The following is a 22,129-nucleotide window of genomic DNA, read 5'->3' as shown; positions in this document are numbered from 1 at the left end:
CATCGAGCGCAAGCGCTGAGCAGTCGATTGAGACTCGACTTCAGCACCGCTGCACAAGAAATGCTGGCAGGCTAGGCCAGCGCGGCGGCCATCGCTGCAAGCTTGCCCACCGTGTTCATGTTGCGGGCAGTGCCTTGCTGGGCATAGGGCATCCGCAGGCGCGAGTCGGCCATGCCAGCACCGTAATGAACGAAGATCTCGCGCGTGCCGAGTGCGAGCTGTTCGTCACGCCGGCCGGTCACGCCGTCCAAGGGATCGGCGGGGAGGCTGGCATCGAGGAACAATGCCACCACACGGTTACCGGCGGCCTGCGGAAACGGATTGCGCGCCACCACGCCGGCGATCTCGTTGGCCGAGCGCACCAGCACGCCCACCGGCTTGCCAGCATAGACCTTGAGCCGCTCGCCGAGGGCCTGGCGCACGCCCGCCTCGTCGAGCGGGCTGCGGAACACCACGTTGCCGCTGGCGATGTAGGTGCGGACATCGGCGAAGCCTGCGTCCTCGCACATGTCCACCAGTTCGCGCATCGGCAGCTTGCCGGTGCCGCCGACGTTGACCGCGCGCAGCAAGGCGACGTAGGCGTTCATGGCGTCCCCGCCTGCAGGCGGTCGTACATGCGTACCAGGTCAACCAGGGTGCGCGCGCCCATCTTGCGCATCACCTGCGCACGACGCACCTTGACCGTGATCTCGCTGACCCCGAGGTCAGCGGCGATCTGCTTGTTGAGGCGGCCGCGCACCACGCCATCGACCACCTCGCGCTCGCCCGCGCTCAATGAATCCCAGCGCTGCTGCAGGGCGCCCAGCACGTCGCCGTCGCGGCGGCGCTGGCGGTCGATCTCGATGCCCCTGTGGATAGCATCGAGCAGCTCCTGGTCACGGAAGGGCTTGGTCAGGAATTCGATGGCGCCGTCCTTGATTGCGTTGACACCCATGGCGATGTCGCCGTGGCCGGTGATGAACACCACCGGCAGCCGCAACCCATGGTTGCCCATCGTGCGGTGGAACTCCAGGCCGCTCTGGCCGGGCATGCGCACGTCCAGCACCAGGCAGGCCGGTGCGTCTACCAGGTCGTGTTCAAGGAACGCCTGGGTGGATGCAAAGGCGTGCACCCGCAAGCCCATCGATGCCAGCAGGTCTTCCAGCGCCGCGCGCACCGACGGATCGTCGTCGACCACATACACGATGGGTGCCGGATCGACGGCAGGGGTAGCGGGCCTACGCATGTTGGGCATCCGTGACGATGGGCAGGTCGAACACGAAGCAGGCACCGCCGCCTGCCGGCCGTTCGGCGCGGATCTGGCCGTCGTTGGCTTCGATCATCGAACGGCTCAGGCTGAGGCCCAGGCCCAGCCCGTGTGACTTGGTGGTCCAGAACGCATCGAAGACGCGTTCGGGATGGTCGGCGGGCAGGCCGACGCCACGGTCGCGTACGCTGAGGCTGACACGCTGGCCGTCGCGCCGGGTCAGCAGCGACAGACGCCGGTCGCCTGCGGGTATGGCTTCCATTGCATCCACTGCATTGAGGATCAGGTTGCCGATCACCTGCTGCACCTGCACGCGGTCGGCGTGTACCTGTGGCAGGTCGGGGTGCAGCAGCAGGGCTACGGCCACGCCATGCCGGTTCAGTTCGCTGCGCGACAGCGCCAGCATTTCCTCCACCGCCTGGTTCAGGTCGAAGGCGCGTCGTTCCGGTGCCGCGCCCTGGGTCAGACCGCGGATGCGGGCGATCACGTCACCGGCGCGGTGCGCGTCGGCGAGGATGCGGGCTACGGTCTGCCGGGCCTTGTCCACGTTCGGCGGGTCCTGCGCCAGCCAGCGCTGGCAGGCTTCGGCGCTGCTGGCGATTGCAGCCAGTGGCTGGTTGACTTCATGGGCGATGGAGGTGGTGAGCTCGCCTACGGTGGACGCGCGTGCCACCCGCAGCAGGCGGCCCTGCGCTTCCTGCACTGCGGCCTTGGCCGCTTCCATGTTCAGAGCGAGATAGGTGGTGATGCCGATCACCAGCATGCCGATCACCGAGTTGACCAGGCCGATGCGGTAGGTGCCGAAGCGGGTCAGGAAGAAGCTCAACCCCGTCAGCGCGATGCAGGCGATGGCCAGGGTGATCAGCCCGCGCGCGCCCACCACGCGCGACGCCGCAAGGATGACCGCTGCATAGAAGCAGGCCGCGGCAACCGCATAATCGGTGACGGTGTCGATCAGGAAGATCGCCGCCATCACGACGATCAGGGCCAGCAGCACCAGCGGGCGGCGGGGCGACAGCGATGGCATCGGGGAGCTCCCTGGTGTGGGGGAAAAGGATAGCAAAGCCATCACCGTTGGATGCCGACCTTGGTCGGCGTGCTCTCGTGCGGTGGGTGCCGACTCCTGGTAGGTGCCGACCGTTGGTCGGCACAGCAATTGAATGGCGGGGGCGATGAGGGTTTGTGCCGACCAACGGTCGGCACCCACCAAAGCGATGCACGGTGCGTCCGGGGATCATGGGGTTGCCGGCCGGCGGCCGGCACTACTCCTCAAGGCTGGCGTTCCAGAAGCCCTGCAGTACGCCGGGCGTGGTCGCCAGCGTGGCCAGCACGGCATCGAGCTCACCGGCATCCACCGTGGTGGCATACAGCACCGCTTCGATCTCCACGTCACGCTCGCCGAATGGCCGCTGGTCCACCGCGCGCACCGGGTACTGCGCCTGCTCAAGCAGCAGCAACAACCGGTCCAGTACCTCGGCCTGCTGCTCGCGCTGGCAGACCACGTTGATCGCATAGGTGCCTCGCTGAACGCTTCCGGCAGCGGCTGCCGCTGGATGCGGTTCACCACCGGCCGCAGCAGGGTGTTGGCGGCCAGCACGAACACTGCCGCCAGCACCGCTTCGGGCAGCAGCTTGATACCGGCACACGCACCCACCGCCGCCGAGCCCCACAGGGTGGCGGCGGTGTTCAGGCCGGACACCTGGGCGCCGTCCTTCATGATCGCGCCGGCGCCGAGGAAGCCGACGCCGGAGATCACATAGGCCACCACATGCAGCGGCGAGGGTGAACCACCGTACAGGTCATGGAAGCGCACCGCCAGATCGACGAACACTGCCGCGCCCACCGCCACCAGCGTGTTGGTGCGCAGGCCTGCGGTGCGCTGGCGCAGCTGCCGCTCCAGGCCGATGACCGTGCCCAGCACGAACGCCACCGACAGGCTGATCAGCGAGCTCAAGGTCGCGCCGGCGTTGAAGGCCGGCAGGTTGGGATTGATGTCCATTGTGTTTCTCCCTGGACAAGCGGCGGGCGTTTACTGCCAGCCGTACCGGCGGATGTAGAACTTCTTCAGCGCGGTGGTCAGCACCGCATAGCCGAACAGGATCGCCACCAGGAACGGCCAGTAGCCGGCCGGCAGCGCCTGCAGCTTGAAGTAGCCGGCCAGCGGGCTCATCGGCAGGGCCACGCCAATGGCCATGATCAGGCCGGTCATCAGTAGCAGTGGCGGCGCGGCGATGCTCTGCAGGAACGGCACCTTCGGCGTACGGATCATGTGCACGATCAGGGTCTGGGTCAGCAGGCCGACCACGAACCAGCCGGACTGGAACAGGCTCTGGTCGCCGGCGGTGCGCGCATCGAACACGTACCACATCAGCGCGAAGCAGGTCAGGTCGAAGATCGAGCTGATCGGCCCGAAGAACACCATGAAGCGGCCGATGTCCGCCGGGTTCCACTTCAGCGGCTTGCGTACCAGTTCCTCATCCACGTTGTCGAAAGGAATGGCGATCTGCGAGATGTCGTACAGCAGATTCTGCACCAGCAGCTGCAGCGGCAGCATCGGCAGGAACGGCAGGAAGGCCGAGGCCACCAGCACCGAGAACACGTTGCCGAAGTTGGAACTGGCGGTCATGCGGATGTACTTCAGCATGTTGTTGAACGTGCGCCGGCCCTGGATGACACCTTCCTCCAGAACCATCAGGTTCTTTTCCAGCAGGATGATGTCGGCCGCCTCCTTGGCGATGTCCACCGCGCTGTCCACGCTGATGCCGATGTCGGCTGCGCGCAGCGCCGGTGCATCGTTGATGCCGTCGCCGAGGAAGCCGACTACCTTGCCCTGTGCGCGCAGCTCGCGCACCAGGCGCTCCTTGTGCAGCGGCGTCAGCCGGGCAAACACGCGATGGTGGTGCAGCGCCCGCGACAGCGCGCCATCATCCATGCGCTCGATCTGAGGGCCGGTCAGGATCGTGTCGGCGTCCAGCCCCACCTGCGCGCAGACGCGGGCGGTCACCAGTTCGTTGTCGCCGGTGAACACCTTGACCTCCACGCCGTGCGCGGCCAGCGCCTGCAGCGCCTGCGCTGCCGATTCCTTCGGCGGGTCCAGGAAGGCGACGTAGCCGACCAGGGTCAGGCCACATTCGTCGGCCTGCGAATAGGTGGTCTGGCTCGCGGCGGTCTCCTTCATCGCCACCGCCACCACGCGCAGGCCCTGTTCGTTCAGCTCTTCGGTGGTCTGCCGCACGCGGGCCAGGCGATGTTCGTCCAGTGGCATGTCCTGGCCGTTCTCGCGCACGGTGCTGCACACCGCCAGCATTTCTTCCACCGCGCCCTTGCAGATCAGCTCATGGTGGTCCTCGCGCTCGGAGACCACCACCGACATGCGGCGGCGCTCGAAGTCGAACGGGATCTCATCCACCTTGTGGTAGTCCTGCGACAGCCGCAGCGAGCTTTGCAGCTCCACGTGCTCCAGCACCGCACGGTCCAGCAGGTTGATCAGCCCGGTCTGGAAGTGGCTGTTGAGGTAAGCGAACTTCAGTACGTCTTCCGAATCGTGGCCGAACACATCAGTGTGGCGCTCCAGCGCGATCCTGTCCTGGGTGAGGGTGCCGGTCTTGTCGGTGCAAAGCACTTCCATCGCGCCGAAGTTCTGGATGGCATCCAGGCGCTTGACGATCACCTTGCGCCGCGACAGCAGCACCGCACCCTTGGCCAGGGTGGAGGTGACGATCATCGGCAGCATTTCCGGCGTCAAGCCCACCGCCACCGACAGCGCGAACAGGAACGCCTCGGTCCAGTCGCCCTTGGTCCAGCCGTTGATCAGCAGCACGAACGGCACCATCACCAGCGCGAAGCGGATCAGCAGCCAGCTGACACTGTTGACGCCGGCTTGGAACGCGGTGGGCGCATGGTCGGTGGCGGTGCTGCGCAGGGCCAGCGTGCCGAAATAGGTGCGGTTGCCGGTGGCCAGCACAACGGCGGTGGCAGTGCCGGACACCACATTGGTGCCCATGAACAGCAGGTTGTGCTGTTCCAGCAGGCCAGCCAGGCCGTCGCCCGGGTGCGCGAACTTCTCCACCGGCAGCGACTCGCCGGTCATCGCCGCCTGCGCCACGAACAGGTCCTTGGCAGTCAGCACGCGGCAGTCGGCCGGAATCATGTCGCCTGCCGACAGCACGATGTGGTCGCCGGGCACCAGTTCACGGATCGGCAGGTCCAGCAGGCGTGCCGGGCGACGGCTGTGCAGGCGCGCGCCGAAGTACTGGTCGGCCACATCGGCAGCCTCGGTGCCGGGATTGCGGCGCAGCACGCGCGCAGTGTTGCCGACCAGTGCCTTCAGCCGCTCGGCCGCTCGGTTCGAACGACCCTCCTGCACGAAGCGGATCAGCGTGGACAGCAGCACCATTGCACCGATGACGATCGTCGCCTTGATGTCCTCGGTCAGCCAGGACACCGCCGCCAGCACGGTCAGCAGCAGGTTGAACGGATTGCGGTAGCACTGCCACAGGTGGCGCCACCACGGCAGCGGCTTCTCGTGATCCACCTCGTTGGGGCCGAGCGTCGCCAGCCGTTCCTCGGCCTCATGCGGGCTGAGGCCATCGGCATGCGACCCCAGCGTGGCCAGCAGCTCGGCTTCCTCCTGCTGGGCCAGGGTGACCAGGCCGGTGGTGAGCGCGAACGGTGCCGCGTCGGCGCTGCCCGGGCCAAACCCGGCTTCGGGCATCGCACGGCGGCGGAACAGGTTGCCTGCGCGACGGCTGCGCAGGAAGGCATTGAACCAGGCGTTGAGCAGGCTCATGGGACTCTCCTCGAATGTCAGAGCCGGCCGAGGCCGGAACACGAACGGAACGGATGCAACCGATCAGGCGTGGCGCATCGCCAGCACCGCCGGCGACCACGGCTGCATGTGCAGGCGCTGGCTGCCGCCGATGCACAGCGGCTTCATCGCATCACGCAGCGGATAGGGCAGATGACGCAGCACGGTGATGCGCTCGCTGATCGGCAGCAGCGACAAGGCGTCGGCCACCACGCGTGGCGAACCGAGTGACAGCGAACGGGCAAACATCACGGGGCCGTGCTGCAGCAGCTGGCTGCGCAGCGCGGCAACATCGCGCTCGCCGATCAGGCGGCGCAGGGTGATGTAGAGGATCTTGTAGGACATGGGGGTGCTCTCCAGGCAAACGGCGCCTGGCGGCCCCCCGTCACTCATGCAGGCAGGGGCCGGCGGGCAGGCGCCAGGAACAGGCAACAAGCGGTCATCCGGGGCGCGGTGCGCCCGGCAGGGTCGGGGTCCATCTGCGTTTCCATGAGGGGAGGGTGCCGGCCAGGATTGCCCTGGCCAGTGGCGCTATTGTCCGCCCCTGAATGGGACGGGCCTAGAGGCTCGTGGGTTAGCCCGGCTATACCTTGGTATAGCCGGCATGCGCAGCGCCAGTCGAGGGCTCAATGATGGATCAATGCGAAGCGCTGGTCTGCTTGCACACGTCGTACTCGCCGCGGCTCAGCGTCTTGTTGCGGTCGGTGTCGCAGGCGTGCAGTCGTTCGGCCCAGTCCGGTGCCACGGCATCCACCTCGGCCAGCGTGACGATGCCGTCCTTGTCCTTGTCCAGCGATTCGTAGGCAGGGATGAGCCTTACTTCTGTCACGTCCTCGGCGGCGGTGGCCTTGCTGGCCTCCTGGGGATTGGAACAGGCGCCCAGCAGCAGGCCCGCAGATAGCGAGAGAGCGATGGGAAGGCAGCGATAACCGGTCATGGCGTGCTCCTGGGGAAAGGGCGAACCACCGGTGCGGTGGTCACCGCCGGATCTTCTGCGCGGAGCTGTAAGCGGGCTGCGAAGAATGGGGCCGTGGCTCGTTGCCGGTGGGTGGCCATTCACCTGGCCGCGCAGCAGCGATTGCGCGGAGTCGACGCTACCCTCGAACGGTGGGATGCCGGCCAGCGGCCGGCACTACCATCTGCTCAGAAACGGTCGGCAAAGGCATCCGTCGCCCGCACCAGCGCATCCACCGTGGCCGGCTCGTTCGCGCTGTGGCCGGAGGTCACCATCTCCAGCCGGGCTTCCGGCCAGGCCTTGGCCAGGTCCCACGCGCTGCGCGGCGGGCAGATGATGTCGTAGCGCCCCTGCACGATCACGCCGGGCAGGTGGCGGATGCGATCGATATCGCGCAGCAGCTGGTCAGGTTCCAGGAAGATGCCGTTGCGGAAGTAGTGCGCTTCAATACGAGCCTTGGCCAGCGTATCCAGCGGATCGTCGGTGGACTCGGCGTCCACATCATGCTGCAGGGTGGCCGCGTTGTCTTCCCAGCCCAGCCAGGCCTGCGCGGCTTCGATGCGGGTTGCTTCATCCGGGCTGTCCATGCGGGTCCAGTAGGCCGCAATCATGTCGCCCCGCTCAGTCTCCGGAATGTGGGCCTCATAGCGGTCCCAGCGCTCCGGGAAGATCCAGCGCGCACCGCCGTTGCCCTCGGCAAACCAGCGGTTCTCCATCTCGCGGCCGAGGAACACGCCACGCACGATCAGGCCGGTGGCACGCTCGGGATGCGCCTGCGCATAGGCCAGCGACAGCGTCGAGCCCCAGGAGCCGCCATAGACAAGCCAACGCTCGATCCCCAAGTGCTCACGCACCTTCTCGATGTCGGCCACCAGGTCCTGCGTGGTGTTGTCGCGCAGCTCGCCGAACGGTGTGGAGCGGCCGCTGCCACGCTGGTCGATCAGCACGATGCGGTATCGCGCCGAATCGAAGAAGCGGCGGTGGGTTGGCGAGATGCCGGCACCCGGGCCGCCGTGCAGGTACACCACCGGAATGCCGTCCGGTGTGCCGCACTCTTCGACATGCAGCGTGTGCAGATCGCTCACCGGCAGGGTGAACTGGCGGTAGGGTTCGATGGCGGGGTACAGGGTGCGCATGGCAGGTGTCTCACAAGCTGGGGCGGCCAGCATAGCGCCGACACCTGCGGGCTGCAGCGACGGGCTCCTGCTCGGCGCTGGAAATGGGCTGGCCGATGCGCATAAGCTTCCGCGATGCAAGCGACCACGACCGGGACGTCAACCTTCAACTTCACCCTCTGCAGCGGCGCGCGCGAGCTGCTGAAGTGGATCGCACTGCTGGCCATGACCGGTGATCACGTGGCCAAGGTGGTCTTTGGCGGCTACGTACCGGTGGTCAGCGAACTGGGGCGCATTGCCTTCCCGCTGTTCGCGCTGGTGATGGCCTGCAACCTGGCCCAGCCCGGGGCCGACCTGCGCAAATCGATACGCCGGCTCGCGTTGTGGGGGCTGATCGCGCAGCCATTGCACGCATTCGCGTTTGGTTCCTGGCTGCCGCTCAACATCCTGCTGACCTTTGCCCTGGCTGCGGTGGCCGTTCATGCGCTGGCGAACCATCGGCCCGTTCAGCTGTTGCTGGCTGCCGGCGTGCTGCCGATGTTCGTGGATTACCAGTGGGCGGGTGTCGGCTGCGTGCTGCTGGGATGGATCGCGTTCCGGCATCGCGCTTGGTTGCTGCTGCTGGTCGGGCTCGCAGCGGTGTGCTGGGCGAACCACAACGGCTGGGCATTGCTGGCCGTACCGGTGGTGCTGCTGGCCGCGCGGGTGACATGGCCACTGCCGCGCTGGCGGTGGGCGTTCTATCTGTACTACGTCGGGCACTTGGCGGTACTGGCCGCGTTCGCACAATCGCGTCCCTGATGCGGGTCGTCAAGGCAGCAGGCAATCGTCCCTGTCCGATGGAACCGGTTCGATTCCGCTCCCACGATGCATGTCGTGGCCGCGTCCGCGGCCGCGCAACCACGCAAAGGGAGCATTCCATGAGCATTGAGCAGATCCTTTACACCGCCCAGGCCACCGCTGTCGGCGGTCGCGAAGGCCATGCCGCGTCGTCGGACAAGGCGCTGGATATCGCACTGTCGACGCCGGCGGAGCTGGGGGGCACTGGCGGCAAGGGCACCAACCCGGAACAGCTGTTCGCGGCAGGCTATTCCGCGTGCTTCCTGGGTGCCCTGCGCCATGTGGCCGGCCAGGAGGGCGTGAGCATTCCCGACAATGCTGCGGTCACCGGTCGCGTGGGCATCGGTCCGGTCAGCACCGGCTTCGCCATCGACGTGGCGCTGACCATTTCGCTGCCGGGCGTCGACAGCGAGCAGGCACGTGATCTGGTCAGCAAGGCCCACGTCGTTTGTCCGTACTCGCATGCCACCCGCAACAACATCAACGTCGCGCTCATCGTAGCCTGAGCCAACAGCCGCAGCGGGACCCGCCCGCTGCGGCTTTCAGGTTTACCCCGGCGCCATCCAGTCCAGCGGTGATGCCGCAAGAAATGCCTGTACCGCGCTGTACAGCGCGTCCAGTTGCGCAGCGCTCCCATCCAGCCGGAACTCACCCAGCACGTGCAGGGTGCCGGCGCCGTCGTCATCGTTACGATGCGCGGCAAGCAGCACTGGCACGCGCGCCAGTCGTGCCAGCCGCAACGGTGCGGGTTGGCGATGGCCCGGCAGGGCGGAATGTGCCATCAGCAGTGGGTCCAGCAGCGCGATGATCGTGGCGCCGCGTCGCAGTTGCCGCCAGCCCTGGCCGGGCCTGGGCGATGATCCGATGTCCAGGCGATGGCCCTGGCCCTGCAGTGCCGCCAGGATTCGATGCTCGGCCGACCCTGGAGCGTGCGGGCTGCGGATGAAATAGTGCGCAGGCGCACCGGGTCGATCCAGGACCGCTGCGATGGCCAGCTCCACATCACCGGTGGGCAGCAGGCAGACCACACGGCGTCGGCCCGCGCCGGACGCCCAAAGTGCCTGAGGGTCCTTCCAGGCGATCAGGCGCGCATGCCGCTTCACCGCGTGGAAGGGGAGTGTGCGCAGGTGGCGCAGGCGCATTCGTCGCAGCCACGCGTGCGCCAGCACGATGCTGCCCAGCCTGCTCGCCGTGCCGGCGGGCAGGCCGAGCCGTTTCAGGGCGCTACAGGCGCTCTGGTAGCGACGGGGCTGCAGGCTGGGCCCCAGCGCAGCAGAAATGCGACAGGCGACGCGCCGTTGTTGCGACGGTGACAGCAGGCGCGCGGCGAAGCCGCCCAGGCGCAGGCTGGCCTGATCGAGTGCATGCCGGCTGAGCAGCCGCAGCAGCCACCAGCGTTCGCCCATGCGTCGTGCCCACATCGCGGTCTCTCCGTGTCCTGGGGTTCGGGACGGACAGGGTCGCGGCGGGTGGGACGGGCAGAAACCGGACAAGTACGAATTGTGAGGGGCGTGAAGATTTGGGCGGAATACGACACATCAAACGTCGAATTTGGACATCGTCCTACATCGATAGGGGGTGCGCGACTGCATGCTGAGCGTCCCCGATCTGTCTGCGAGCCTCCAACGCCGCCTCCTGCCATGCCGTCGTCCCCTACCACCGTCGCAGCGTCCCCGTACCGCCTGCACGCCCGTGCTGGCGCGGGTCCGGCCGATGGCGGCGAGCTGCTGGCACTGCGACGCTACCCACGTCGGCTGATGCTGGCGTGCGGGGCGGTACTCAGCCTGCTGTCGATCAGCGTGCTGATCACCCTCATCGTGGTCCAGGTGAACGCCTACGAGGCCCGTCGCATCGCCGATTTCCGCCGTGCCCACAATGCATTGCAGATCCAGCTGGCGCGGCAGGATGCCAGCTACGCCCGCCTGGCCAACATGGCCGAGTACGCCTGGGGCCACGACGCGCGATTGGGCCAGGCCAGTTCCGATGCGATGTACCAGGCGTACCTGCAGGGTGGCCAGCGGCTGCTGGTGGTGGCCGACGACAGCAGCCGGCCGCAGATGGCACTGGGCCTGCAGACACTGCAGTGGCAGCCGCGGGAGCTGAAGCGCTACCTGCAGCTGAGCGCCGCCGTCTCGCTGATCCAACGCCTGACCCGCACCTCTGATGAAGGCGAGCCAGTGGGGGCTTCATACTTCTTCGACCCCAGCGGACAGTACCTGTCGCTGGACAACGGCCTGACCGAGCGCAGCCTAGCGGACGCGCTGGGCATGCGCTCGCGCGAAGAGATCTTCGCGCACCTGCGGGCCCCGGCGCAGCTGCTGGCGCCGGCCTCGCTGCATGACCAGGTGCCGTTGCTGGAGAGCCTGGCGCGCAGCGACGCGCCGCAACGTACCTTCGGCCGCCATCCGATCAGCGGCGAATCCTCGCTGGTGTCGGTGTTCCAGGCCAGTGCCGGCGACGCCCCCATTGCCACGTTCGTCGCGTACGAACCCCTGGCCCGCTTGCAGGACCTGCTTCGCCGCAACAGCCAGGGCCACCTGATGCTGCTGGACCGTGACGGCCTGCGCGTGCTGTCCAGTCGCGAGGATGCTCATGATGTTGCCAGCGCCGATGTCGACTGGGTGCTGCTCGGCAATGCCACCCGCGCACGCTTCCACAACGGGCGCTTCACCCTGGCGCTGGCGGTGAACGGCACGCCCTGGACGCTGGTGGAAACCTATCGCTGGCGCGACATCCTGCGTGGCATCGCGCCGATGCTGCTGTCGGGTGTGGCCTCACTGATCGCCGCGCTGGCCGTGCTGTGGGTCTTCCTGCTGTGGCTGCACAAGCGCATGTACATGCCAGCGTTGAGCCAGGTGAAGGCCATCTATGCGCGCGACCAGCGGCTGCGATTGCTGCTGGAGTACGTCCCGGTCGGGGTCGCGCTGCTGGACGCCCGCAGCGGCGAAGTGCAGGACCTCAATAGTCCCTTGCAACGGATGGATCGCGCCTGTGGTGGCCGCTTGATTCCACAGCTGCGTGCCGCGGTGGAGCAGGCTGATCTGGCCGATGGCCCGGTCACCCTCGGCGGTGAGCTGCCGCTGGCCAGCGATCCGCAGCAGCGCCTGTTCCACCGTACTCATGTCCACTGCGGCGGGCACGCGTGGCCGGGCGGGGTGCTGCTGATGGTGGAGGACATCAGCGAGGACATGCGCGCCCTGCTGGCCGAGCGGGCGCAGACCGCTGCCGCCGAATCATGCAGCCGCGCCAAATCGCATTTCGTGGCGGCGATGAGCCATGAGATCCGCACGCCGTTGCACGGCATCATCGGCCACCTGGAACTGCTGGCGCGCGCGCCCCTGCCCGCAGAGTCGATGGAACGGGTGCTGCGCCTGCGCCAGTCCGCCGATTCACTCATGGACATCATCACCGACGTGCTTGACCTGTCGCGCATCGAGTCCGGCCAGTGGACACTGACGCCCGAGCGCTTCTCACCGGCGGCGATGCTCGAGCGGGTGGCGCTGCTGTATGCCCCGATGGCCAATGCCAAGGGCCTGCAGCTCGATTGCGTGGTGGGTGCCGACGTGCCGGAAGGTGCCGTGGCGCCGATGGCGGCGATCGAGCGGGTGCTGCGCAACCTGGCCAGCAATGCGCTGAAGTTCACCGCGTCCGGTCGCGTGCAGCTGGGTGTGTCGTGCCGTCGCGAGGACGCGCTGGCGTGGCTGCGCTTCGAGGCGACCGACTCCGGCATCGGCCTGAGCCAGGCCGAGTGCGATCGCCTGTTCCAGCCGTTCGTGCAGGCCGACACCACCATCCTGTCGCGGTTTGGTGGTTCGGGCCTGGGGTTGGCACTGTGCCAGCAGCTCTGCGAGCGCATGGGCGGCCGCATATGGGTGGAAAGCACCCCCGGGGTCGGCAGCCGTTTCGTGTTCGAAACCCCGCTGGCGACCTCGGTCACGCAGGCGGCGGCGGTGCCCTTGGCGGGCCGGGTGGTGGGCCTGCTGGCTGCGGCCGGCCCGTGGCGCGCGGAACTTGAACGGCGCGTCCGCGGTTGGGGAGCCCAGGTCGTCACTCCGCAGCTGCTGGCGACGGCGCCGTGGCTGGATCTTCCCGAAGGGGCGGTGGTGGTGATGTTTGAGCCTGCTCCAAGCGAGTGGGAGGGCGTGCAGCGCTCCGGCCACGCGTGGGTCAGGGTCAGTCGCGACGGGCCGCTGCGCCCACAGTGGGACGGGAGAGGGCAGGTGGTGTCCTGCTACGCCAGCGACTCACTGTATCAGGCGCTGATTCAGGTCATGTCAGAACCGCCAGTTAATGTCGCAATCGGATAAATTGCATGGGCACCCACGTCAGGATCAACGTCATGGCAGGTTCCGCAACCGCGCCTACCGCAGGAAGCTCGGCTGCCGCAGCGCGCCTGGACGACCTGCGCCGCCTGCGCAAGCGCTTGCTGGTCGGCGGCGGCGCCCTGATCACCGTGCTGGTGCTGCTGGCGGCCGTCGTCAGTTCCATCGCCGACGTGGAGGAGTTCCATGGCCGCGAACGCCAGTCGTTCATGGAAGCCCGTGCCGCGCTGGACTACTTCCTGTTCCAGCGCGATCGCGCGTACGCAACAGTGGTCAACGGCAACGACGTGCTCTGGCGCGACCAGCGGGCGGTCCTGCAGCACGCCGGTGGACCGTTGGCCGAGCGCTTCCAGGCGCAGGACCAGAAGCTCCTGGTGCGCGCCGAAGGCCGCACGGCGGTGCCGTGGCTGGTGCTCGGCCTACGCGACAATCCGCTGCCGGCGGATGAGCTCAGCGCCTATCTGGGCATGATCGAGATCTACTCGGCCTACACCGCCGATTCGATCACCTCGCAGGAGGCTCCCGGCGCGGTGATGGTCTACGCCTACGAGCCACAGGGGCGGTTGCTGGCCGTGTCCAACGTGCGTGATGAGGCGCAGCTGCTGCAGACGCTTGGGGTGGCGACACGGCAGCAGGCCTTCGCACGGCTGCTGCGCGACGAGCCCGACGTGCGGCGGTTGGCAGCGCGCCCCGGTCCGATCCGCTCGGCGTCGCGTGAAGGACGCCTGCGCTCGCATTTCGCCGTGAATCCGTTCAATGGCCAGGCATCCCTGGTGGGAACCGTGACCATGGCCGAAGGCACCACCCCGTATTTCAGGCGGGTCGTGTTCGAGTCCATTGATACCATCCGTGCACGCCTGGAAGCGCGCGAGGAAGGCCGCTACCTGGTAGCCACCGGCGACCATCGCGTGGTGCTGAGCAGCGGCGGGCTCACCGCTGACGAGCAGGCGCTGGCACTGGCTGCCGTCGCCAGCGGGCTGGGCACCAAGCCTGTGCGCCACTACGGGAACGGCCGTTTCATCCTGGCCTGCGCGCTGCCCGGCGTGGACTGGACGCTCAGCCACGTCTACGACTGGTCCGACATCTGGCAGGCACAGGGCAACTACCTGCTGGTACGCTGGAGCAGCGCGCTGTTGATCATCGTCCTGCTGTGGTGGCTGCTGCGCCGCATCGACCGGCGGGTGTTTGCACCGGCGCTGGCCGATGCGTCGCGTGTCTACGAAAGCGAGGCCCTCAGCCGCGCCATCATCGGTACTGCACCGATCGGGCTGGCGCTGCTTGCCCGCGACAATGGCCGCCCACTGCTTGAGAACGAAACCGCGCGGCAACTGGTGCGGGCCGTTGAGGAGGAGGATGCCGAGGAAGGTGAAGTGCCGCCGTTGTACGCGCGCCTGGCCGAAGCCGGGCGGGGCGTGCAGGGTGACGAATCATTGGACCTGCATTGGTCGGCCGAAGAAGGCAATGCCACCCAGCTGCAGATCAGCCTGGCGCTGGCCAGGTACCACGACCAAGCGGTGTGGGTGTGTGCGCTGCGCGACGTCACCGCACAGGTGGAACTGGAAGAGAACCTGCGCCGCGCGCGCGAGGACTCCGAAGCCGCGCGCGAGTCCGCCGAAGCCGCCACCCGGGCCAAGTCGGCCTTCGTGGCCACCATGAGCCACGAGATCCGCACGCCGCTCAACGGCGTGCTGGGCCATCTGGAGCTGCTCGGCCGATCGCCGCTGCAGCCGAGCCAGCGCGAGCGACTGGACCGCATCCGGTTCTCCGCAGACGCGCTGATGCGGATCATCAGCGACGTGCTGGACTTCTCCAAGATCGAGGCCGGGCAGCTGGATGTCGAGCTGGCCCCGTTCCCGCTGCGGCCACTGATCGAGAGTGTGGCCCTGCTGTACGCACCCGACGCCCTGCGCAAGGGCGTGCGCCTGTACTTCGCGGTGGAAGCACCGGCCGGCCAGGACTGCATCGGCGATGTGCACCGGCTACGCCAGATCCTCAACAACCTGGTCAGCAACGCGGTGAAGTTCACCGCCTCCGGTCGCATCCTGCTGCGTGCGGAACTGCTGGTCGACGGCAGCGCATCGCAGCTCCGGGTGCAGGTGGTGGATTCCGGCATCGGCATGACCGCCGAACAGGCCGAGCAGTTGTTCCAGCCTTTCCAGCAGGCCGATGCCAGCGTCTCGCGCCGCTACGGCGGAAGTGGCCTGGGCCTGGCCCTGTGCCAGCAGTTGGCGCACGCCATGGGCGGCCAGGTGTCGGTGCAGAGCACGGTGGGCGTGGGCAGCAGTTTCACCCTGTGGCTGCCGGTGCGCACGCAGGCAGCGACCGCAGCGTGGCGGCAGCCGCTGCGTGGGCGTCGGATCACCGTGCTGTCGTCGTCACCGGAATGGCGCGGCGAGTTCGAGCGCCTGTTGGTGCAGTGGGGTGCGGCTGTCACCGTGCTGGATCATCCGCAGGCCGATACCGGTGGCGATGTGCTGCTGGTCATTGGTGATCACCGCCCGTGGGACCGCGAGGAGGAACGGCAGCTGGCTGCCGCCCATCGCCATGCCGTGCTGGCCTACGCACAGGGGCCGTTGAATCCCGAACTGCGCGGCGGCTATACCGAAGTCACGTGCTATGCCAGCGATGCGCTGTTGGCGGCGATCGGGGCCGACGAAGGCGCCGCGCCTGCGCCACAGCCGATCAAGGTTCCAGCGGCGAACGCGCGCGGCCGGGTGCTGCTGGTGGAAGACAATGCAGTGAACCGCGAACTGATCCAGCAGCAGCTGGAGGAGCTGGGCTTTGCCGTGGACGCCGCCGAAGACGGCCAAGCGGCCCTGGCGATGTGGCAGGACGACACCTACCTGGCGGTGCTGACCGACATCAACATGCCGGTGATGGACGGCTACGCGCTGGCGCGCGAACTGCGCAGCCGTGGCCACTCGCTTCCGATCCTGGCCATCACCGCCACCGCGCTGGCCAGTGAGCGTGAGCGCTGCCTGGCGGCCGGCATCGACGACCTGCTGCTGAAACCCTTGAACCTGGACCGCCTGGAAGCCGGACTGACCCGGGTGCGTGTGGATGCAACGCCCGCCATGGACGCGGCTACGCCCACAGCGACCGTGTCGCCCGCGATCCGCCGCATCTTCGTCGAAACCGGTGACAAGGACCTGCGTGCGATTGCACAGGCCCGTGCAGATGGCGATGCGCAGCGCCTGCTGGAACGCGTGCATGCCTTCAAGGGCGCACTGCAGATGCTGGGCGAGAAGACGCTGGCCGAGCAGTGCGGCGTCATCGAACGTGCGTTGCGTGACGGCGAGACGGTCGATGCCCAGGCACTGGATGCCCTGCAGCACGCGTTGCAGGTGCGCCTGGACCAGTACAGGCAGACGCTGGAGGGGGCCCCGTGATCCCCGCAGCGCGCCGAACGGACTCAGCTGCCGAGCAGGTTCAGGCCCAGGTCAACGGCAAACTTGTGCAGCTCGGCGTCATTGGTGGCGTTGAGCTTGCGCATGGCATTCATTTTCTGCGTGCTGACGGTCTGCTTCCTGCGGTCCAGCCGGGCAGCGATCTCGGCAACGGTCAGCCCATTGACGAACAGGGCGACGACTTCCTTTTCGCGCGGCGACAGCTCGGTCACGCGCCGCGCCTCCTTGCGCTGCAGCAGCTCGGCCACGCTGGGCGAAAAGTAGCGGCGGTGGGCATACACGGCCATCACCGCAGCCTGCACGTGATGCAGGTCGTCGCCCTTGCTGAGGATGCCGGACACGCCCAGGGCGTCCAGCCGGTTGAGCAGGCTGGGCTGGTCCAGGCCGGTCATCACCACAATGCGCAGCTGTGCGAAATGCTGCTGCAGGTACGCCAGCAGCTCCAGGCCATCGCCATACGCACCACCAGGCATCGCGTAGTCGGTCACCACCACATCGCAGTCCGCCTGTTCCAGCAGCGCCACCAGCGCCGTCGAGTCTTCCACCGCACCGATGCAGTGGATGGCGGGCGCCTGGTCCAGCGCGCTCTGCACGCCCAGTCGTATGACCGGATGATCGTCGGCGAGCGCAACACGGATGGCGAGCTGGATCATGAGGGGAACTGTCCGGTCGTAAACGGGATGGCTGGCAGCGCAGCAGGAAACACGAACCGCTTCAAGGAGAACGCACCATGAGTATCCGTATCGTTATTGCCGATGACCATCCTGTCATCCTTGCTGGCGTGCGCGAAGCATTGGACAAGGTAGCCGACATCAAGGTCGTAGCGAGCGTAGAGGATTCTACGGCATTGATCGAGGCGATGGGCCGCTTTCCGGTGGATGTGGCGGTCACCGATTTCTCGATGCCCGGAGGGCAGTATGGTGACGGTGTCGCCCTCGTAGGCTTCCTGCGCCGCCGCTTCGCCGCCGTCCCGCTGGTGGTGCTGACCGCCGTCGGCGGCCGGCAGGTTCTGAGCAGCATCCGCAGGGCAGGGGTGAACTGCATCGTGGCCAAGACCGACCCCATCGACGAATTGGCCGAGGCGATCCGCTGCGCCAAGCAGGGCGTGCGCTACCTCTCGCGCGACGTGCGCCACCAGTTGGGCGATGATGATGATGCGCCACCGGCGGTGCTGACCAAGCGCGAGGCCGAAGTGGTGCGGTTGATTGCCGAAGGCAAGTCGCAGAAGGAAATCGCCGCACAGCTGCAGCGCAGCCGCCAGACCATCAGCACGCAGAAGCACTCGGCCATGCGCAAGCTGAAGCTCGATCGCACGGCTGAAATCTTTGAGTACGCCGTGAGCGAAGGCATGGTCTCTGCATCGCAGGGCGCACGCCTGGCCCGCGGAACCGGCAGCAAAGAAGATGACTGACGCCCTGCAAATCAGACGTCGTCCGATGGAACTGGCCGCTGCACTGGATAGGGTGATGGGAACCCCTCACTCTCATTCCGGAGCCGCCGTGTCGCGTCTGCTCGATGTTCGCATCGCCGCATTGATGTCCAGCTTCTCCCGCTTGTCGCCCCAAGGGCAGAAGCGATTCCTGGACCTTCTGAATGTGTACCTGTATGCCTCGCCCGCACAGCGCAGGCAGCTGCGCAGCACGTGGCCGGACGTGGTGATCGAGCCGTGCGGGTGCCACGAGGATGTGCCACAGTCACCGGCAAGCAGCAGGGTTGGCTGAGACAATTCGAAGTTGATCGAAGGCAATCTCGTACTCGTCAGAAGGATCCTCCGGTCTGCCTTCTCCATTGTTGAGCGGCCAGCGCCTGCATGCGCCGTGAGGGTTGCGGGCAATCCCTTGACTGGAGAACTCCTGATGAATCCCTTTTCTCTTGTGGCGGCGGTGCTGTTCGCACTGGCCGGCGCCGCAACGTCAGCCAAGACCGTCGATGCCTGCCTGTCGCCAAACATCCATGGCGGCAGCGGCGCCACGCCGTCGGCCAACGGCACCCCGTATTCCGGCCTGCAGAATGGCATCGGATCGTGCAGCTGACGCTGCCCGCAACAACCCTCGCTTCCACGTCCCGGAAGCTGCGTGAAAGACCTGTGAAAATCGTACTCGTCAGACAGATGCGCGTCCGTACAGGCGGCATCGTTGTGGGCGCCATCCCGCCGCACCCGTGTGCGAAGGGGGGGTATCCCTCAACTGGAACCACGAGACACCATGATTTCACGCAAGCTCCTGTGTGCCGCCACCCTCCTGTGCCTGGCCCCGTTTGCCGCCAGTGCCGCCGAAGCCCATCTGACCCCTAAGTCCAATGGTGGTAGCGGTGCCATGCCGTCGGGCTACAGCACGTTGTTCTTCGAAATTTCAGACAGTGATTTCGTGGCTGATCTGAAGCTGCCGGCCAATCCGCGCAATCTCGACCAGGTCGTGTTGACTTCGGTGGCAGGCCGTCGCGATGCCATGTTGGACGCCGCAGGCACCAGCGTGGCCGATATGGTCTACATTCCGGCGACGCGCCTGAGCAGCTTCGTGTTCACAAAGAGTGATGTCCTGGGGCGTTGGTACGCAGCTGGCCACGGCACGGATGAAACGCGCATCGTGCTGAGAGACGGCCCGCACGCCCAAGCGCCGGCGACTGATAAGACCCTCATCGACCTACATGTCACCAGGAACGTCTCCAGTATCGGCCTGCCGCCGCAGGCTCCGGCGCGTGCCGTGCTGGGTCTGGTGAATTACACCCAGAACGACGTGACGATCAAGGGGCCGGAAGTGGCTGGCGGGGAGCAGACTTGTGCTGTCGCGCAGACCTGTGGCTTCGTCTTTGATGGTGCCGATGGCAGGTGGCACGCACGTCGCGGCCGCGCACACTTTCAGCCGACCACGGCGCAGCTGCCGAGAATGCAGCAGCGCTGGACCGACATCGTGCTTGCCGGGCCGGCCGAAGATGTGATCACTCCACGCAACATGACGCTGCCGGTCGAAGCGGTGGATGGTGATGTCATCCAGTTCACCGATCTGTCGAACTCGAACTTCTACAGCGTCAATGGCGCTGTTTTCAACAGCAGGACCTACCGCTATTTCGCCAGCGAAGGCCGCTGGCGGCCCGGCGTTTTCTAAGCAGCGCAATCGGCGCAGGGTCGTTCGGCCCTGCGTCGTGTTCTCTTCATTTGCTCCTGAAGAACTCCCCATGAATACCTCTCTGCTGGCGCTGTGCGCCATTGCGGCCTGTGCGCTGCCATCGGCGGCCTGCGCCGAGGCCGCGGCAGGCTATTACGCGTCCGTGCGCATCATTGACGCCCACCACCAGGCCCGCAACATGGATGCCAGCGCGCGGCCGGGCATCGGCCAGTTCGTGGCCGGTGACCAGAAACAGCGATTCGCCACCGGCTCGGCTGCACTGGGACATGCCTACGGTAACGGCTGGCGCACTGAAGGCGAGTATGTGGTTCGGCGCACCGACACCTACACCAGCGGCTCCTCCATCTTTGCCACCAGCCACAACCATCACGATGTGCGCTCACAGCGGTTGATGCTCAACGTCTACCGCGATGTCGCCATCAACGAGGCGTGGTCGGTGTATGGCAGTGCCGGCGCGGGACTGTCGCACCTGCAGTCCGGTGGCTGGCAGGGCAATGAAGGCCGCCGGTATGCCAAGGCCACCCGGACCGGCCTGGCCTGGTCGCTCGGTGTGGGCATCTCGGTGGCAGCCGGCAGCAATGCCACCGTCGATCTGGGCTATCGCTATGCGGACCTGGGGAGTACTGAAAGCGGCTGGAATACCTTCAGCAACGCCCGCGGCCTGCAGGACGAAAGGATGAAGCTGGACCTGGTGTCGCGGGAGGCGACGCTGGGATTGCGGTACGCGTTCTGAATCAACCGCCGGGCAGGGAGCCTGGCGATCGAAAATTAGTCGTTGTCCTATGCCTGCAGATGCGGGCCATCCCTAGCATTTCCTCTCGAAGGGAATGCCCTTCGGTCAAGCCCAGACATAGCGCGGCTTGAACGCAGTACACCTATCAAACATTGGATATTCAACCTCATGAACAAGCTTGCAATCGCTCTTTCGGCCGCGCTCTCGATGGGTGCGGCCGCTTCGGCCCACGCTGCCGACGCCACCATTACCTTCACCGGCAAGGTCGTCGCATCGACCTGTTCGGTCGATATCGGGGGCGGCGGCAGCACGGCTACCGTGCCGCTTCGTCAGATCAACGCGGGCGCTTTCAAGACTGACGACACCGTGGGTAGCACCCCGTTCACCATCACGCTCACGGCAGCAGGCAGCGGCACTGCAACCTGCAGCAAGGACAACGCGCGCCTGTACATCGATACGGCCACAAGCAACCTGACCGCAGACGGCATGATCGAGAACATGGAAACCGGCAGTCCGACCAGCGCGGTGGTCAAGTTGCTGGATGCGGACAATGGCGACCGCGTGATCGATCTGAGCGACAGCAATGACGTCAGTCTGGTGCGTACCAAGGCGTCCAGCAAGTTCGAATACAACCTGATCGCCCGCTATCACAACCCGACCGCAGCCGACCTGACCGAAGGTGACTTCAGCGGAAAGCTGGCCTTCGACGTCGACAACTACTGATCCGTGCTGCCGGGGGCGTTTGGGCCCCCGGCATGCCCCGAGTCTGGAGGGCCTTTTCCATGCGCTTCAACAATCGAATGCTGATGCATTGCGCGTTGACTACAACTGCGCTTCTGGTCGCACCGTTGGCTGGAGCAAAGGTTGTTGTTGAATCCAGCCGGGTGATCTATCCAGCCGGAGCGAAGGAAGTAAGTGTGCGGGCGCGTAATGCAGGGACCGGCCCGGTGCTGGTACAAGCGTGGACCAGTGCGTATGGCGCCCGAACCTCGCCCTCGGACAGCCATGCACCGTTCGCAATGCTGCCGCCGGTGGTCCGGATCGACGAAGGGAAGGGCCAGGTGTTCCGCTTGCGCCATGTCGGCGCGGAACTGCCGCAGGACCGCGAGAGTGCCTTCACGCTCACCCTTGCCGAGATTCCGGCTACCACCGCGGGCGAATCGAAGCCTGGGGGCGTGCTCAACATTGTCATCCGCAACCGGCTCAAGCTGTTCTACCGGCCCCAGTCGATCAGCAAGCTCAATGCTGCGAGCGCCATCGACAGTCTCCGCTGGTCTGTCGTGCCTCAAGGCCAGGGCTGGGCGCTGCAGGCAGACAACAACAGCCCCTTCAACGTGAGCACGGTCAAGGCATCGGTAACCGTGAATGGCCGCAAGACCGATGCCAACGATGTTGACATGCTTCGCCCCTATTCCAAGCAAGTGTTTCCGTTGCCGGGTGCCGCGTCAACTCCAACCGGTACGGTCACCTTCAAGTACATCAATGACCACGGTGGCGTTGTCGAACGCACGATGCCGCTGACCACGAACTGATCCGTCGTACCCCCGCTGACGTGCTCCACCTGGGCTCCGCCTGGGCT

General features: G+C 66.5%; 20 protein-coding genes and 1 pseudogene. 11 read left to right on the top strand and 10 right to left on the bottom strand.

The genetic code is table 11. The annotated features are described in order from the left end of the window. Positions 1–71: 71 nt before the first annotated feature. The 8 genes and pseudogenes from AC5P6A_RS05200 to pip all read right to left on the bottom strand — a co-directional run bounded on the left by AC5P6A_RS05200 (position 72) and on the right by pip (position 8,144). Complete coding sequence (locus tag AC5P6A_RS05200) at positions 72–587, bottom strand: DUF1697 domain-containing protein (protein ID WP_346714869.1); 516 nt, start codon at positions 585–587, stop codon at positions 72–74. Beyond that, positions 584–1,225: a response regulator transcription factor gene (locus AC5P6A_RS05195; protein ID WP_021202327.1), complete on the bottom strand. Its 642-nt coding sequence runs from the start codon at positions 1,223–1,225 to the stop codon at positions 584–586. Before AC5P6A_RS05195 ends, AC5P6A_RS05200 begins: the two co-directional genes overlap by 4 nt. Further along, the gene (locus AC5P6A_RS05190) at positions 1,218–2,273 is read right to left on the bottom strand and encodes a sensor histidine kinase (protein ID WP_346714868.1); all 1,056 of its coding nucleotides are present in this window, start codon (positions 2,271–2,273) and stop codon (positions 1,218–1,220) included. The genes AC5P6A_RS05195 and AC5P6A_RS05190 overlap by 8 nt, the downstream gene beginning before the upstream one ends. 235 nt (positions 2,274–2,508) lie before the next feature. After that, positions 2,509–3,245 (bottom strand): annotated as a pseudogene (locus tag AC5P6A_RS05185) (MgtC/SapB family protein). A gap of 30 nt (positions 3,246–3,275) precedes the next feature. Next, the gene (gene mgtA / locus AC5P6A_RS05180) at positions 3,276–6,035 is read right to left on the bottom strand and encodes a magnesium-translocating P-type ATPase (RefSeq protein WP_180876807.1); all 2,760 of its coding nucleotides are present in this window, start codon (positions 6,033–6,035) and stop codon (positions 3,276–3,278) included. A gap of 63 nt (positions 6,036–6,098) precedes the next feature. Continuing rightward, entirely contained in the window at positions 6,099–6,398 is a 300-nt protein-coding gene (locus AC5P6A_RS05175; RefSeq protein WP_005413574.1) for a hypothetical protein, read from the bottom strand. Positions 6,399–6,690: 292 nt separating this feature from the next. Continuing rightward, complete coding sequence (locus tag AC5P6A_RS05170) at positions 6,691–6,990, bottom strand: EF-hand domain-containing protein (RefSeq protein WP_019337231.1); 300 nt, start codon at positions 6,988–6,990, stop codon at positions 6,691–6,693. A gap of 206 nt (positions 6,991–7,196) precedes the next feature. Then, entirely contained in the window at positions 7,197–8,144 is a 948-nt protein-coding gene (pip, locus tag AC5P6A_RS05165; RefSeq protein WP_346714867.1) for a prolyl aminopeptidase, read from the bottom strand. Between the two features lie 114 nt (positions 8,145–8,258). Between pip and AC5P6A_RS05160 the strand changes: the two genes are divergently transcribed. After that, positions 8,259–8,924: a TraX family protein gene (locus tag AC5P6A_RS05160; RefSeq protein WP_346714866.1), complete on the top strand. Its 666-nt coding sequence runs from the start codon at positions 8,259–8,261 to the stop codon at positions 8,922–8,924. Positions 8,925–9,043: 119 nt separating this feature from the next. Continuing rightward, positions 9,044–9,469 (top strand): organic hydroperoxide resistance protein, encoded by a 426-nt coding sequence (locus AC5P6A_RS05155; protein ID WP_346714865.1) that lies wholly within the window; start codon positions 9,044–9,046, stop codon positions 9,467–9,469. Positions 9,470–9,511: 42 nt separating this feature from the next. On the opposite strand, the gene AC5P6A_RS05150 is transcribed toward AC5P6A_RS05155, so the two are convergent. Continuing rightward, on the bottom strand, positions 9,512–10,384 hold the full coding sequence (locus AC5P6A_RS05150; protein ID WP_346714864.1) for a hypothetical protein: 873 nt from the start codon (positions 10,382–10,384) through the stop codon (positions 9,512–9,514). Positions 10,385–10,603: 219 nt separating this feature from the next. On the opposite strand from AC5P6A_RS05150, the gene AC5P6A_RS05145 reads away from it, so the two are divergent. Then, complete coding sequence (locus tag AC5P6A_RS05145; RefSeq protein ID WP_495222255.1) at positions 10,604–13,270, top strand: sensor histidine kinase; 2,667 nt, start codon at positions 10,604–10,606, stop codon at positions 13,268–13,270. A gap of 32 nt (positions 13,271–13,302) precedes the next feature. Then, positions 13,303–16,674 carry a hybrid sensor histidine kinase/response regulator gene (locus AC5P6A_RS05140; protein WP_346714862.1) on the top strand — a complete coding sequence of 1,124 codons (3,372 nt, stop codon included), beginning with the start codon at positions 13,303–13,305 and terminating at the stop codon, positions 16,672–16,674. Between the two features lie 23 nt (positions 16,675–16,697). Here AC5P6A_RS05140 and AC5P6A_RS05135 read toward each other — a convergent pair whose 3' ends face one another. Further along, positions 16,698–17,345, bottom strand: coding sequence for a response regulator (locus AC5P6A_RS05135; protein ID WP_005416690.1), 648 nt, complete (start codon positions 17,343–17,345; stop codon positions 16,698–16,700). A 77-nt stretch (positions 17,346–17,422) separates the two neighbouring features. On the opposite strand from AC5P6A_RS05135, the gene AC5P6A_RS05130 reads away from it, so the two are divergent. The 7 genes from AC5P6A_RS05130 to AC5P6A_RS05100 all read left to right on the top strand — a co-directional run bounded on the left by AC5P6A_RS05130 (position 17,423) and on the right by AC5P6A_RS05100 (position 22,082). Beyond that, positions 17,423–18,103 (top strand): response regulator transcription factor, encoded by a 681-nt coding sequence (locus AC5P6A_RS05130; RefSeq protein WP_332329669.1) that lies wholly within the window; start codon positions 17,423–17,425, stop codon positions 18,101–18,103. Further along, entirely contained in the window at positions 18,096–18,413 is a 318-nt protein-coding gene (locus AC5P6A_RS05125) for a hypothetical protein (protein ID WP_332329670.1), read from the top strand. Before AC5P6A_RS05130 ends, AC5P6A_RS05125 begins: the two co-directional genes overlap by 8 nt. 135 nt (positions 18,414–18,548) lie before the next feature. Next, a complete protein-coding gene (locus AC5P6A_RS05120; protein ID WP_332329671.1) occupies positions 18,549–18,725 on the top strand; it encodes a hypothetical protein in 177 nt (58 codons plus the stop codon). 171 nt (positions 18,726–18,896) lie between these two features. After that, entirely contained in the window at positions 18,897–19,796 is a 900-nt protein-coding gene (locus AC5P6A_RS05115) for a hypothetical protein (protein ID WP_332329672.1), read from the top strand. A gap of 70 nt (positions 19,797–19,866) precedes the next feature. Continuing rightward, positions 19,867–20,550, top strand: coding sequence for an outer membrane protein (locus AC5P6A_RS05110; protein WP_332329673.1), 684 nt, complete (start codon positions 19,867–19,869; stop codon positions 20,548–20,550). A gap of 168 nt (positions 20,551–20,718) precedes the next feature. Further along, on the top strand, positions 20,719–21,273 hold the full coding sequence (locus AC5P6A_RS05105; protein ID WP_346714861.1) for a fimbrial protein: 555 nt from the start codon (positions 20,719–20,721) through the stop codon (positions 21,271–21,273). A 59-nt stretch (positions 21,274–21,332) separates the two neighbouring features. Then, complete coding sequence (locus AC5P6A_RS05100) at positions 21,333–22,082, top strand: fimbrial biogenesis chaperone (RefSeq protein WP_332329675.1); 750 nt, start codon at positions 21,333–21,335, stop codon at positions 22,080–22,082. Positions 22,083–22,129 lie beyond the last annotated feature (47 nt).

The sequence above is a fragment of the Stenotrophomonas sp. YJH_SMC_20 genome, assembly GCF_059367845.1.
This window is presented reverse-complemented; position numbering and strand designations above follow the sequence as displayed.